This is a genomic window from Ferrovibrio sp., from assembly GCF_029255545.1.
GTDB lineage: Bacteria > Pseudomonadota > Alphaproteobacteria > Ferrovibrionales > Ferrovibrionaceae > Ferrovibrio.
In genome coordinates this window covers 1-12702 of the sequence record NZ_JANLJJ010000022.1, presented here as the reverse complement: position 1 = coordinate 12702, position 12702 = coordinate 1, and the positions used below count along the sequence as shown (strand labels likewise).

General features: G+C 62.9%; 25 protein-coding genes. All 25 read right to left on the bottom strand.

Features of this window, described 5'->3' with window-relative positions; translation table 11 throughout:
• Positions 1-96: 96 nt before the first annotated feature.
• The gene (gene rpsK, locus Q1J79_RS03575) at positions 97-489 is read right to left on the bottom strand and encodes a 30S ribosomal protein S11 (RefSeq protein ID WP_298727782.1); all 393 of its coding nucleotides are present in this window, start codon (positions 487-489) and stop codon (positions 97-99) included.
• A 38-nt stretch (positions 490-527) separates the two neighbouring features.
• Complete coding sequence (rpsM, locus tag Q1J79_RS03570) at positions 528-905, bottom strand: 30S ribosomal protein S13 (RefSeq protein WP_300296592.1); 378 nt, start codon at positions 903-905, stop codon at positions 528-530.
• 189 nt (positions 906-1094) lie between these two features.
• Positions 1095-1745: an adenylate kinase gene (locus Q1J79_RS03565; protein ID WP_300296590.1), complete on the bottom strand. Its 651-nt coding sequence runs from the start codon at positions 1743-1745 to the stop codon at positions 1095-1097.
• Positions 1742-3088: a preprotein translocase subunit SecY gene (gene secY / locus Q1J79_RS03560; RefSeq protein ID WP_300296587.1), complete on the bottom strand. Its 1347-nt coding sequence runs from the start codon at positions 3086-3088 to the stop codon at positions 1742-1744. Before secY ends, Q1J79_RS03565 begins: the two co-directional genes overlap by 4 nt.
• An 83-nt stretch (positions 3089-3171) precedes the next feature.
• Positions 3172-3687: a 50S ribosomal protein L15 gene (gene rplO / locus Q1J79_RS03555; protein WP_300296584.1), complete on the bottom strand. Its 516-nt coding sequence runs from the start codon at positions 3685-3687 to the stop codon at positions 3172-3174.
• Between the two features lie 51 nt (positions 3688-3738).
• Complete coding sequence (rpmD, locus tag Q1J79_RS03550) at positions 3739-3942, bottom strand: 50S ribosomal protein L30 (protein WP_300296582.1); 204 nt, start codon at positions 3940-3942, stop codon at positions 3739-3741.
• Between the two features lie 5 nt (positions 3943-3947).
• On the bottom strand, positions 3948-4523 hold the full coding sequence (rpsE, locus tag Q1J79_RS03545; RefSeq protein ID WP_300296579.1) for a 30S ribosomal protein S5: 576 nt from the start codon (positions 4521-4523) through the stop codon (positions 3948-3950).
• Positions 4524-4539: 16 nt separating this feature from the next.
• The gene (rplR, locus tag Q1J79_RS03540) at positions 4540-4893 is read right to left on the bottom strand and encodes a 50S ribosomal protein L18 (protein ID WP_300296753.1); all 354 of its coding nucleotides are present in this window, start codon (positions 4891-4893) and stop codon (positions 4540-4542) included.
• Between the two features lie 29 nt (positions 4894-4922).
• Positions 4923-5456 carry a 50S ribosomal protein L6 gene (gene rplF, locus Q1J79_RS03535; protein ID WP_300296577.1) on the bottom strand — a complete coding sequence of 178 codons (534 nt, stop codon included), beginning with the start codon at positions 5454-5456 and terminating at the stop codon, positions 4923-4925.
• A gap of 11 nt (positions 5457-5467) precedes the next feature.
• The gene (gene rpsH / locus Q1J79_RS03530; protein ID WP_300296574.1) at positions 5468-5863 is read right to left on the bottom strand and encodes a 30S ribosomal protein S8; all 396 of its coding nucleotides are present in this window, start codon (positions 5861-5863) and stop codon (positions 5468-5470) included.
• Positions 5864-5876: 13 nt separating this feature from the next.
• On the bottom strand, positions 5877-6182 hold the full coding sequence (rpsN, locus tag Q1J79_RS03525) for a 30S ribosomal protein S14 (RefSeq protein WP_300296572.1): 306 nt from the start codon (positions 6180-6182) through the stop codon (positions 5877-5879).
• 20 nt (positions 6183-6202) lie between these two features.
• Positions 6203-6748: a 50S ribosomal protein L5 gene (gene rplE, locus Q1J79_RS03520; protein WP_300296570.1), complete on the bottom strand. Its 546-nt coding sequence runs from the start codon at positions 6746-6748 to the stop codon at positions 6203-6205.
• Positions 6749-6759: 11 nt separating this feature from the next.
• Positions 6760-7083 carry a 50S ribosomal protein L24 gene (rplX, locus tag Q1J79_RS03515; RefSeq protein WP_300296567.1) on the bottom strand — a complete coding sequence of 108 codons (324 nt, stop codon included), beginning with the start codon at positions 7081-7083 and terminating at the stop codon, positions 6760-6762.
• 3 nt (positions 7084-7086) lie between these two features.
• Entirely contained in the window at positions 7087-7455 is a 369-nt protein-coding gene (rplN, locus tag Q1J79_RS03510) for a 50S ribosomal protein L14 (protein WP_298727759.1), read from the bottom strand.
• A gap of 35 nt (positions 7456-7490) precedes the next feature.
• Entirely contained in the window at positions 7491-7727 is a 237-nt protein-coding gene (gene rpsQ, locus Q1J79_RS03505; RefSeq protein WP_300296564.1) for a 30S ribosomal protein S17, read from the bottom strand.
• A gap of 10 nt (positions 7728-7737) precedes the next feature.
• Positions 7738-7938: a 50S ribosomal protein L29 gene (gene rpmC, locus Q1J79_RS03500; RefSeq protein WP_300296561.1), complete on the bottom strand. Its 201-nt coding sequence runs from the start codon at positions 7936-7938 to the stop codon at positions 7738-7740.
• A 3-nt stretch (positions 7939-7941) separates the two neighbouring features.
• Positions 7942-8361, bottom strand: a complete 420-nt coding sequence (gene rplP / locus Q1J79_RS03495; protein WP_300296559.1) for a 50S ribosomal protein L16 — start codon at positions 8359-8361, stop codon at positions 7942-7944.
• 17 nt (positions 8362-8378) lie between these two features.
• Positions 8379-9086: a 30S ribosomal protein S3 gene (gene rpsC / locus Q1J79_RS03490; protein WP_300296557.1), complete on the bottom strand. Its 708-nt coding sequence runs from the start codon at positions 9084-9086 to the stop codon at positions 8379-8381.
• Entirely contained in the window at positions 9086-9550 is a 465-nt protein-coding gene (gene rplV / locus Q1J79_RS03485) for a 50S ribosomal protein L22 (protein ID WP_300296554.1), read from the bottom strand. The genes rpsC and rplV overlap by 1 nt, the downstream gene beginning before the upstream one ends.
• A 2-nt stretch (positions 9551-9552) precedes the next feature.
• On the bottom strand, positions 9553-9828 hold the full coding sequence (gene rpsS, locus Q1J79_RS03480; protein WP_300296551.1) for a 30S ribosomal protein S19: 276 nt from the start codon (positions 9826-9828) through the stop codon (positions 9553-9555).
• 19 nt (positions 9829-9847) lie between these two features.
• The gene (gene rplB, locus Q1J79_RS03475; protein ID WP_300296548.1) at positions 9848-10684 is read right to left on the bottom strand and encodes a 50S ribosomal protein L2; all 837 of its coding nucleotides are present in this window, start codon (positions 10682-10684) and stop codon (positions 9848-9850) included.
• 4 nt (positions 10685-10688) lie between these two features.
• Positions 10689-10982: a 50S ribosomal protein L23 gene (locus tag Q1J79_RS03470; RefSeq protein WP_300296545.1), complete on the bottom strand. Its 294-nt coding sequence runs from the start codon at positions 10980-10982 to the stop codon at positions 10689-10691.
• A complete protein-coding gene (gene rplD / locus Q1J79_RS03465) occupies positions 10979-11611 on the bottom strand; it encodes a 50S ribosomal protein L4 (RefSeq protein WP_300296543.1) in 633 nt (210 codons plus the stop codon). The genes Q1J79_RS03470 and rplD overlap by 4 nt, the downstream gene beginning before the upstream one ends.
• A gap of 12 nt (positions 11612-11623) precedes the next feature.
• Positions 11624-12307: a 50S ribosomal protein L3 gene (gene rplC / locus Q1J79_RS03460; protein WP_300296540.1), complete on the bottom strand. Its 684-nt coding sequence runs from the start codon at positions 12305-12307 to the stop codon at positions 11624-11626.
• A 13-nt stretch (positions 12308-12320) separates the two neighbouring features.
• Positions 12321-12629 (bottom strand): 30S ribosomal protein S10, encoded by a 309-nt coding sequence (gene rpsJ / locus Q1J79_RS03455; protein ID WP_144257943.1) that lies wholly within the window; start codon positions 12627-12629, stop codon positions 12321-12323.
• Positions 12630-12702 lie beyond the last annotated feature (73 nt).

Here is a 12702-nt window from a genome sequence, read left to right as displayed (position 1 = left end):
GGCACTCCGCCTAGACCACCTCGGTTGCGGCAACGGCCGCCTTGCGGCGGCCGGCCACGTTGTTCTCGTTGCGCGCCGGAAAGCCGGCGCGATCAATCAGATGCGTCGGCGTTTCGGCGGGCGGCAACCGTTATGCGGGATTGGCGTCACGTCGCGGATGCTGGTGATGACGAAGCCGACAGCCTGCAACGCGCGCAGGGCCGACTCGCGGCCCGAACCCGGACCCTTCACCTCGACTTCCAGGGTGCGCACGCCATGCTCGGCGGCGCGGCGACCGGCCACGTCGGCCGCGACCTGGGCGGCATACGGGGTCGATTTGCGCGAGCCCTTGAAGCCCTGGCTGCCAGCCGACGACCAGGCGATGGTATTGCCCTGCGCATCGGTGATGGTGATCATCGTATTGTTGAACGATGCATTCACATGCGCGACGGCAGAGGTGATGTTCTTCTTTTCCTTGCGCCGGGGGCGCGCGGCCTTGTCCTTGACCATGGGGATCCTGCAGTCCTTCGAAAACGGGGTCTAACGGTTTAGCGCGTCGCCTTTTTCTTGCCGGCGATGGCGACCGCCTTACCCTTGCGGGTACGGGCATTGGTGTGGGTGCGCTGGCCGCGGACCGGCAGGCCCTTGCGATGGCGCAGGCCGCGATAGCAGCCCAGATCCATCAGGCGCTTGATGTCCATGGCGATCTCGCGACGCAGGTCACCTTCGACCTTGTAGTCGCGATCGATGGTCTCGCGGATCTGCAGAACCTCGGCGTCGGTCAGTTCATTGACCCGACGTTCCGGCGGCAGACCCACCTTCTCGCAGATTTCTTTCGCCTTCACCCGGCCGATGCCATAGATGTAGGTCAGTGCGATCACGACCCGCTTATTGGTCGGAATGTTCACGCCAGCGATACGCGCCACGTTTTTCTCCTCGAATCACACGTCCCGGGCGGCCGGAACGTTCACCTTGGGCAACTTAAAGACATGGGACAAACCCAACGAAGTCAACGACTTACGTCAGGGTCCCTTGTCTCTTTTCCTGCTCGCGCCCTTAGCCCAAGGGGCGCGATTATAGAAACTCTCTCTACTCAGTCAACTACTTAAGTGCCATCAGAGCGAGGCCAGCACGGCCTCGATCTGACCCGTAACGTCGTCGATATCAGCCATCCCGTCGACCTGACGCAGGATGCCCCGCCCCTCGTAATACGGGAGAAGCGGCGCCGTCTGCTCGTGATAGGCCTTGAGCCGGGGAACCACGGTCTCTGCCTTGTCGTCGGCACGGCGGGTGAATTCGTTCGACCCGCAGCGATCGCAGACGCCGGGCTGCCTGGTCGGCTGGAATTTGTCGTGATAGCCCGCACCGCACTTGGCGCAGGTGAATCGACCTGTGATTCTTTCAACCAGAACGCTATCGTTGACCTTCATCTCGATCACGGCGTCCAGCCTGAGCTTGCGCTCGGCCAGCATCTTGTCGAGAGCCTCGGCCTGCTTGGTGGTGCGCGGGAAGCCGTCCAGGATGAAGCCCTTGCGGCAATCCGGCTGGTCGATGCGCTCGGCGATGATGCCAACCACGATCTCATCGGAAACCAGGGCGCCGCTATCCATGACCGCCTTGGCCTTCAGGCCGATCGCGGTGCCGGCCTTCACGGCGGCACGCAGCATGTCACCGGTCGAAAGCTGGACAAGGCCATGCTTGGCGGTCAGACGCTGGGCCTGGGTGCCTTTACCGGCTCCCGGCGGTCCGAGCAGGATAAGCCTCATTTCCGCGCTCCCCTCAGCTTGGCCTTCTTGATGAGGCCCTCATATTGATGCGCCAGCAGATGCGACTGGATCTGCGCCACGGTATCCATGGTGACGCTGACCACGATCAGCAATGAGGTGCCGCCGAAATAGAATGGCACCGAATACTGTGAGATCAGGAATTCAGGCAGCAGGCAAACTGCCGAGATATAGATCGCACCAACCACCGTCAGACGTGTCAGGACATAGTCGAAATACTCGGCCGTACGCTGGCCAGGGCGGATGCCCGGCACGAAGCCACCGTATTTCTTCAGATTGTCCGCCGTTTCGTTCGGATTGAACACGACCGAGGTATAGAAGAAGCAGAAAAATACAATCAGCCCCACGTAGGTCGCCATGTAGAGCGGCTGACCATGACCAAGCAACGTAGTGATCGTGGTGACCCAGCTGGGGGCGCCCGAGCTGGCGGAGAATTGAGCGACGGTAGCCGGCATGAGCAGCAGCGACGACGCAAAGATCGGCGGAATCACGCCCGAAGTATTGAGCTTGAGCGGCAGATGCGAGCTTTCGCCGCCAAACATGCGGGCGCCCTGCTGGCGCTTGGGGTACTGCACCAGAATGCGGCGCTGGGCGCGCTCCATGAAGACGATAAAGGTGATGACCGCAACGATCAGCACCAACAGGAACAGGATGAAGAAGGTGCTCAGTGCACCGGTCCGGCCCAGTTCCAGGGTCGCTGCCATCGCCCGCGGCAGCTCGGCAATGATACCGGCAAAAATAATTAGCGAGGTGCCCTGGCCGATGCCGCGCTGGGTGATCTGCTCGCCCAGCCACATCAGGAACAGCGTACCGCCGGTCAGTGTGACCACGGTGGTCAGGCGGAAAAACATGCCGGGATCGATCACGGCGCCGCCGCGGCTGCCGCTCATGCCTTCCAGACCAACCGAAATGCCATAGGCCTGGATAATCGCCAGGAATACCGTGCCGTAGCGGGTATACTGGTTCAGCTTCTTGCGGCCCGCCTCGCCTTCCTTCTTCATCGCTTCGAGCTGCGGCGAAACCGCCGTCAGCAGCTGTACGATGATGGAGGCCGAGATATATGGCATAATGTTCAGCGCAAAGATGGTCATGCGCTCAAGCGCACCACCGGCAAACACGTTGAACATACCAAGGATGCCGCCGGCCTGCTGGCGGAAGATATCCGCCATGATCATCGGATCGATGCCAGGCAACGGAATATAGGTGCCAAGACGGTACACGATCAGCGCGCCAATCGTGAACCAGATGCGCTTCTTCAATTCGGTCGCTTTGGCAAACGCCCCGAGATTGAGGCTGCCCGCCATGCGTTCCGCTGCCGATGCCATATCCGAGCCCTAAAAATCCGACCGCGTGAACTTACAATAAGAACGACGGGGCCTTGCGCCCCGTCGCAATCGACCCGTGGGTCTTACTTCTTCTTGCCCTTGGCCTTCTTTTCGGCCTTCGGCTCAGCTTCGGCCTTCGGCGCGACCAGCACGGTGATGCTGCCGCCGGCCTTCTCGACCGCCGCCTTCGCCGTGGCCGAGGCGCCGCTGACCGTGATGGTCACCTTGGCCTTCAGCTCACCGGTACCAAGCAGGCGAACGCCGCCAGCCTTGCGCGAGCACAGGCCCGCAGCCTTCAGCATCGCCTCGTCGATCGGCTGAGCGGCATCGATCTTCTTCTTCTCGATCGCTGCCTGCAGGCGGCCGATGTTGACGGTCTCGTAGGAGACCGGGTTCAGCGGATTGAACCCACGCTTCGGCAACCGGCGGTAAATCGGGGTCTGGCCGCCTTCGAAACCGTTGATGCTGACGCCGGTGCGCGCCTTCTGGCCCTTGACGCCACGGCCCGAGGTCTTGCCCTTGCCGGAGCCGATGCCACGGCCGACGCGCATACGATCCTTGCGGGCGCCCGGATTGTCGGCGATCTGATTGAGACGCATGTTGCTAACCCTTCCGCTCGGGCCGGTAAAAAAATGCCGGCCGCTTAATCCTTAGCCTTCGACCTGCACCAGGTGCTGCACTTTGGCAATCATGCCACGAACCGAGGGGGTATCCTCCAGTTCGCGGGTCTGATGCAGCTTGCGCAGGCCCAGACCGACCAGCGTGCCCTGCTGATCGGCAGTACGCTTGTTGGCCGACCGGATCCAGGTGACCTTCACGGTCTTGCCGGCAGCCGCAGCTTTCGCCTTCGCCATAAGCCTTACTCCTCAGTCTCGGGGCGGCGACCGAGAATATCGGCCACCTTCTTGCCGCGCTTCGCCGCGATATGGCGGGGCGCGTTGAGCTGCTTCAGCGCCTCGAAGGTCGCCTTCACCATGTTATGCGGATTCGAGGTGCCAAGCGACTTGGTCACCACGTCGGCGACGCCAAGCGTCTCGAATACCGCGCGCATCGGACCGCCGGCGATGATGCCGGTGCCCGGAGGTGCCGCGCGCAGCACGACCTTGCCGGCGCCATGACGGCCCTCGATGTCGTGATGTAGCGTGCGGCCTTCTCGCAGGTTGACGCGGATCATGTTGCGCTTGGCATGCTCGGTCGCCTTGCGGATCGCTTCCGGCACTTCACGCGCCTTGCCCGAACCGTAGCCGACGCGGCCCTTCTGATCGCCAATCACGACCAGGGCGGCAAAACCGAAGCGACGACCGCCCTTCACCACCTTGGCAACGCGATTGATGCTGACCAGCTTGTCGACGAGTTCGTTGTCGCCGCGCTCACGATCACCGCCACGCTCGCCGCGGTCCCGCTCGCTCCGTTCACCCCGTTGAGTAACAGCCATAGTACCCAAACCTTTCTTAGAAATTCAGGCCAGCTTCGCGAGCCGCCTCGGCGAGCGCCTTGACGCGCCCGTGATAGAGATAGGCACCGCGGTCGAAAGTGACATCAGTGATGCCGGCCGCCTTGGCGCGTTCGGCGATCAGCTTGCCAACCTCCGAGGCCGCCTTGCTGTCGGCACCGGTCTTCAGCGAGCCGCGCAGGCCAGGTTCCAGCGACGAGGCCGCAACAACCGTCACGCCCTTCAGATCGTCGATGACCTGCGCGTAGATGTAGCGCGAGGAACGATGCACGCTCAGACGCGGGCGGCCATGGGCCGCGGCGACGATCTTGGTGCGGTTCCGCTGCTTGCGGCGCTCGTTGAGAGCGTTCAGGCGAGTCTTCATGCTCATAGCGGCATTCCTTACTTCTTCTTGCCTTCCTTGCGCAGGATGGTCTCGTCTGAATACTTGATGCCCTTGCCCTTGTAAGGCTCAGGCGGCTTGACCGCGCGGATTTCCGCTGCGACCTGGCCGACGAGATGCTTATCCGCGCCCGAGATCTTGATCGAGGTGGGCTTTTCCACCTTGATCTCGATGCCCGCAGGGATCGGGTAGATCACTTCATGGCTGAAGCCCATGTTCAGCTGCAGGTTCTTGCCCTGCATCGCCGCACGAAGGCCGACGCCATTGATGTCGAGCTCACGGGTGTAGCCGTCCTTGACGCCCTTCACCAGGTTGCTCACCAGCGTGCGCTGCATGCCCCACATGGAGCGGGCGCGACGAGTGGGCTGACGCGGCTTGACGGTGATCTTGCCGTCCGCCAGCGTGACATCGAGGTCTTCGACGACGGTGAGCTTGAGCTCGCCCTTCGGGCCCTTGGCGGTCAGGGTCTGGCCGGCCAACTGGACCTGCACGCCCTGCGGCACCGGAACCGGATGCTTGCCGATACGCGACATGGTCAGACTCCTTAGAACACGCGGCAGAGGACTTCGCCGCCAACATTGGCAGCGCGGGCCTCGACATCGGACATCACACCGCGCGGGGTCGACAGGATCGAGATCCCGAGACCGCCACGAACCTTGCCGAGGTCCTTGATCGCCGAATAGACACGGCGGCCAGGCTTCGAGACGCGGTCGATCGCCTTGATCACCGGCTCGCCCTCGTAATACTTCAGTTCGATGCGCAGGTTGCGCTTGTTGCCATCCTCCTGCAGCTCGTAGCCGCGGATATAGCCTTCTTTCTTCAGCACCTCGAGCACGTTCATACGCAGCTTCGAGGCCGGGGAAGCGATGGACGCCTTGCCCGCCTGCTGGCCGTTACGGATACGGGCCAGCAGATCGCCCAGGGGATCGGTCAGAGCCATGTGTCTGCTCTCCTTACCAGCTCGACTTGACCATGCCGGGGATCTGGCCGCTCGAGGCCAGTTCACGCAGCATGTTGCGCGACAGTTTCAGCTTGCGATAGGTGCCGCGCGGGCGGCCGGTCAGTTCGCAGCGGTTACGCACGCGGATCTTCGCGGAGTTGCGCGGCAGTTCGGCCAGCTTGAGGGCCGCCTCGAAACGCTCTTCCGGGGTGACGTTCTTGTTTTTGATCGTGGCCTTGAGCTTGGCGCGCTTGGCCGCGTACTGCGCCGACATCCTGCGGCGGCGCTCGTTTTTCTCGACGGAACTCGTCTTTGCCATATCAGCAGTCCCTTCTCGGCTCAGTTCGTGAACGGCATGCGGAAACCGGCCAGCAGGGCCTTGGCTTCCTCGTCCGTCTTCGCCGTGGTGCAGATGATGATGTCCATGCCGCGCGTGGCATCGACCTTGTCGTAATTGATCTCCGGGAAGATCAGCTGTTCTTTCAGGCCGAGCGCGTAGTTGCCGCGACCGTCAAAGCTCTTGCCGTTCACGCCGCGGAAGTCGCGGACGCGTGGCAGCGCGATGTTGATCAGGCGATCCAGGAACTCGTACATGTGCTCGCGGCGCAGGGTGACCTTGCAGCCAACCGCCTGGCCTTCGCGCAGCTTGAAGTTGGCGATCGCCTTGCGGGCCTTGGTCAGCACCGGCTTCTGGCCGGTGATGGCGGCCAGCTCGGTGGCGGCGGCCTGCACCTTCTTGGAGTCCTGGGCGGCTTCGCCGACGCCCATGTTGACGACGATCTTGTCGATCTTCGGCACTTCCATCGGGTTCTTGTAGCCGAACTTCTCGATCAGCTGCTTGCGAACCTGGTTCTCGTACATGTCTTTCATGCGCGGATTGGCCATCTCAGCCTCCATCAGCGATCGATGACTTCGCCAGAGCGCTTGGCAAAGCGCACGCGGCGGCCGTCATCGAGGGTTTTCACGCCAACGCGGGTCGGCTTGCCATCCTTCGGGTCGGCATGCATCACGTTGGAAATATGCAGGCCGGCTTCGCGTTCCTCGATGCCACCAGCCGCGGTGCGGCTCGGCTTGACATGCTTGGTCACCTTGTTGGCGCCGGCGACGACGACACGGTCAGTGACGCGATTGACGCTCATCACCTCACCGGTCACGCCCTTGGAGCGGCCGGTGACGACAACGACCTTGTCGCCCTTCTTGATTTTCAGCTTCTCGGCCATGGCTCAGAGCACCTCCGGCGCCAGCGAAATGATCTTCATGTGGCCTTTGCCACGCAGCTCACGGGTCACCGGGCCGAAAATGCGGGTGCCGATCGGTTCCTGCTGCTTGTTGATGAGGACCGCGGCATTGCGGTCGAAACGGATCGCGCTGCCATCGGGGCGACGGATCTCCTTGGCGGTGCGAACGATGACGGCGCGATGCACGTCACCCTTCTTCACGCGACCGCGCGGAATGGCGTCCTTGACGGACACGACGATGATGTCGCCGACCTGTGCGGTCTTGCGCTTCGAACCGCCCAGCACCTTGATGCACTGGACTCGGCGCGCGCCTGAATTATCGGCGACGTCGAGATTGGTTTCCACCTGGATCATTGGACCTGTACCTCGCTAACTATCTTGGTGCGGCTTCAGGAGGCGTTCTCGACGACAACCCACCGCTTCAGCTTGGAGATGGGTTTCGACTCCTGAATCCACACAACCTCACCCTCCTTACGGGAATTGTTCTCGTCGTGGGCGTGGTAATTCTTCGAACGACGGATGAACTTCTTGTAAACGGGATCCATGATCCGCCGCTCGACCTTGACGACGACGGTCTTGTTGCCCTTGTTGCTCACCACGACGCCCTGCAATACGCGCTTCGGCATCTTTCTCTCCTTACGCCTGCTTGCCGCCGACCTGCTTGTGCAGGGCGGTGCGCACACGGGCGATGTCGCGACGCACCTGAGTGACGCGCGCGGTGTTCTCCAACTGACCGGTCGCCTTCTGGAAGCGCAGGTTGAACTGCTCCTTCTTCAGATCGACGAGCTTGGTGGTCAGCTCATCCTTGGTCTTGCCGACCATGTCCTTGGCCTTCATGACTTACGCTCCCTCACCCAGGCGGGTGATGACTTTGGTGCGGATCGGCAGCTTGGCGGCGCCGAGCTGGAAGGCCTCCTTGGCCAGAGCGGCCGGAATGCCATCGAGTTCGAACATCACGCGGCCCGGCTTGATCCGGCAGACCCACAATTCAGGCGACCCCTTGCCCGAACCCATGCGGACTTCGGCCGGCTTCTTCGACACCGGCACATCCGGGAACACGCGGATCCACATGCGGCCCTGACGCTTGATGTGGCGGGTGATCGCGCGGCGGCAGGCCTCGATCTGGCGAGCGGTGACACGCGCCGGCTCCATCGCCTTCAGGCCGAAAGCACCGAAATTGAGATCGGTACCGCCCTTGGCGACGCCCTTGATACGGCCCTTAAAGGCCTTGCGGAACTTGGTACGCTTCGGTTGCAACATCTCTCGTTACTCCCGGCTCAGCCCTGGCGGCCCTGATGGCCGCCCTGGTGGCCCTGGACCTGCTCGGCCATGCGCTTGTCCTGCGCCATCGGGTCGTGGGCCATGATTTCGCCCTTGAATACCCACACCTTCACACCGCAGGAGCCGTAGGCGGTCTTCGCCGTGGCACGGGCGAAGTCGACATCGGCGCGCAGCGTGTGCAACGGCACGCGACCTTCGCGATACCACTCGACGCGGGCGATTTCAGCGCCGCCGAGACGGCCGCCGCAGTTGATGCGGATGCCACCGGCGCCCAGACGCATCGCCGACTGCACGGCGCGCTTCATGGCGCGGCGGAACGCCACGCGGCGCTCCAGCTGCTGGGCGATATTCTCGGCCACCAGCTTGGCGTCCAGCTCCGGCTTGCGGATCTCGACGATGTTCAGGTGCACTTCCGACTTGGTCATCTTGGCCAGGTCGGAGCGCAGCTTCTCGATGTCGGCGCCCTTCTTGCCGATCACCACGCCCGGACGGGCCGAGTGGATGGTGATGCGGGCCTTCTTGGCCGGCCGCTCGATGACGATGCGGGCCACGCCGGCCTGGGCCAGGCGCTGCTCCAGATACTTGCGGATCTTAAGATCCTCATGCAGCAGGCCGGCATATTCCTTGTCGCTAGCATACCAGCGGGAATCCCAGGTGCGGTTGATGCCGAGACGGAGCCCGACCGGATTGACTTTCTGACCCATTACGCCTGCTCCCCGCTCTGCACTTCAGCCTTTTTCGACTTCGGAGCCGATTTGGCTTCCTTCGCCTTAGGCTGGGCCGGAGCCTTCTTCTCTTCCTCGCGCTCGCGCACCACGATGGTCAGGTGGCTGAACGGCTTCAGGATCTTGGCGCCGCGGCCGCGCGCACGGGCGTGGAAGCGCCGCATCACGAGACCCTTGCCCACGCTGGCTTCGGCAACGACCAGACGGTCGACATCGAGCTGGTGGTTGTTTTCGGCATTGGCGATCGCCGACTGCAGGACCTTGCGGACGTCCTGCGCGATGCGACGCTTGGAGAAGGTCAGCTCGGAAAGAGCAGCCTCGACCCGCTTGCCGCGGATCAGACCGGCCACCACGCCAAGCTTACGCGGGCTAACACGGATGTTACGCCCCACGGCCATGGCCTCGTTCTCGCCGAGGCGGGATTCGCGCGCCTGTTTGCCCATGGTTACTTCTTCGCCTTCTTGTCAGCGGTGTGACCATGAAAGGTACGGGTCGGCGAGAATTCGCCAAACTTGTGCCCGACCATTTCCTCGGTCACCAGAACCGGGATGAACTTGTTGCCGTTATGAACGCCAAAGGTCTGGCCGACGAACTGCGGCATGATCGTCGAACGCCGCGACCAGGTCTTGATGACCTCCTTGCGGCCCGACGACGCAACCTTGTCGGCCTTCTTCAGCAGATACCCGTCAACGAACGGGCCTTTCCAGACAGAACGTGTCACGATCTACCTCCTAGCCCGATCAGCTATGCTTGCCCGACGGGCGGCGGCGCAGGATCATCTTCTGCGTCCGCTTGTTGTTGCGGGTGCGCTTGCCCTTGGTGTTCTTGCCCCACGGGGTCACCGGATGGCGACCACCCGAGGTACGACCTTCACCACCACCATGCGGGTGGTCGATCGGGTTCATGGCAACACCGCGGACAGTCGGGCGGATGCCCAGCCAACGCTTGCGGCCGGCCTTGCCCAGCTTGGTGTTCTGGTTGTCGGGGTTCGACACCGCGCCGATGGTAGCCATGCACTCGGCCTGCACCAGACGCTGCTCGCCCGAAGCCAGGCGCACCAGGGCCATGCCCTGATCCTTGCCGACCAGTTGCACGAAGCTGCCGGCCGAACGGGCCATCTGGCCACCCTTGCCGGGCTTCAGCTCGACATTGTGGATGATGGTGCCGACCGGGATCGACTTCATCGGCATCGCATTGCCCGGCTTGATGTCGGCCTTCTCGCCGGCCACCACGCGGTCACCAGCCTTCAGGCGCTGCGGAGCCAGGATGTAGGCCAGCTCGCCGTCATCATACTTCAGCAACGCGATGAACGCGGTGCGGTTCGGGTCATACTCGATCCGCTCGACGGTGGCGCCGATATCGAACTTGCGGCGCTTGAAGTCGACCATGCGGTAGCGGCGCTTGTGGCCGCCGCCGATGTGGCGGGTGGTGATGCGACCGAAATGGTTGCGACCGCCCGTCTTTTTCAGGCCCTCGGTCAGCTCCTTGACCGGGCGGCCCTTGTGGAGCTGCGAACGGTCAATCAGTACGAGGCCGCGGGTCGACGGCGTAACCGGCTTGTAAGTCTTCAACGCCATGGCTTTAGATCCCCGTCGTCACGTCGATCTTGTGGCCGTCGGCGAGGGTGATCATCGCCTTCTTCCAATCCGAGCGCTGGCCCGGTTCGCCACGAAACATCTTGGTCTTGCCCTTCGCGCGGAGGGTATTGACCGCCTTAACCTTGACCTTGAACAGCGCCTCGACGGCGGCCTTGATCTGCGGCTTGGTGGCGGTCAGCGGCACCTTGAAGGTGACCTGGTTGTACTCGGAAGTACGGGTCGCCTTTTCGGTGATCACCGGCGCGAGGATCACATCGTAGTGGTTGACGTTGGTCATTTCAGGCGAGCCTCCAGAGCCTCAACCGCGGCTTTGGTCAGAACCAGGGTGTCGCGGCGCAGGATGTCGTACACGTTGGCGCCCTGCTCCGGCAGCACGTCGACATGACGGAGCGAACGGACGGCGCGGGCGAAATTCTCGTCCAGCGTCTTGCCGTCGATCACCAGCGCGCTTTCCAGGCCCAGGCCCTTCAGCTTACCGGCCAGTTCCTTGGTCTTGCCGACCTGCAGAACGGCATTGTCGACAACCTTCAGCTTGCCCTCGGCCAGCTTGGTCGACAGCGCGGTCTTCAGCGCGAGCTTGCGGACCTTCTTCGGCAGATCGATGGCATGGCTGTGCGGCACCGGGCCGAACGCTTTACCGCCACCGCGGAACTGCGGAGCGCGGATGCCACCATGGCGGGCGCCGCCGCTGCCCTTCTGGTTGACGATCTTGCGGGTCGAGCCGGCAACCTCGCCATAGGTTTTGGTCTTGTGGGTGCCCTGCTGGCGCTTGGCAAGCTGCCAGATCACGTAACGCTGCAGCAGGTCGGCGCGCGGCGGCAGGCCGAACACATCCTTGGACAGCGTAAGCTTGCCCGAGGCCTTGTTCTCCAGCGTGGTCACCGCGATTTCAATGGTATCGGCCATGATCCTATACCCTTACTTCTCGGCTGCCTTGAGGGCGGCCGGCATCGGGAGGTCCTTCGCCCGCGGTTTCTTCACCGCGTCGCGAACGACCACATACTGACCCTCGGAGCCCGGAACGCTGCCCTTGAGCATGATCAGGCCACGAGCGGCATCCGTACGCACCACCTGCAGGTTCTGCTGGGTACGGTTCCGGTCGCCCATGTGGCCGGCCATTTTCTTGCCCTTGAACACCTTGCCCGGATCCTGGCGCTGGCCAGTCGAACCGTGGCTGCGGTGGCTGATCGAAACGCCGTGCGTCGCTTCCAGGCCGCGGAAGTTATGGCGCTTCATGACGCCGGCAAAACCCTTACCGATGGTCGAACCCGACACATCGACAAACTGGCCAACGACGAAATGCTCGACCGACAGCTCGGCACCGACATCGACCAGGGCCTCAGCCGGAACGCGAAACTCAACGAGCTTGCGCTTCGGCTCGACATTGGCCTTGGCGAAATGCCCGCGCAGCGCCTTCGTGACATTCTTCGGCTTAGCCGCCTCGACGCCGAGCTGAAGAGCGGTATAGCCGTCCTTCTCCTCGGTGCGCTGCGCCACCACCTGGCAGTTGTCCACCTTCAGCACGGTGACGGGCACATGCGTGCCATCCTCCGTGAACAGCCGGGTCATCCCCAGCTTGCGTGCAACCAATCCGGTCCGCATGGGTTCGCTTCCCTTACAGCTTGATCTCGACATCCACGCCGGCGGCGAGGTCGAGCTTCATCAGCGCGTCCACCGTCTGCGGGGTCGGGTCGACGATGTCGAGCAACCGCTTGTGAGTGCGGATCTCGAACTGCTCGCGCGACTTCTTGTCAACGTGCGGCGAACGGTTCACCGTGAACCGTTCGATATGGGTCGGCAGCGGGATCGGGCCCCGCACGCGGGCACCCGTACGCTTGGCGGTGCTGACGATCTCGCTGGTGCTCTGATCGAGCACCCGATGATCGAACGCCTTGAGGCGGATGCGGATATTCTGACTGTCCATGGTCCTATGTCCCAGCTAGACGGCGTCGCTTACGCGATGATCTTGGCGACGACGCCGGCACCGACGGTGCGGC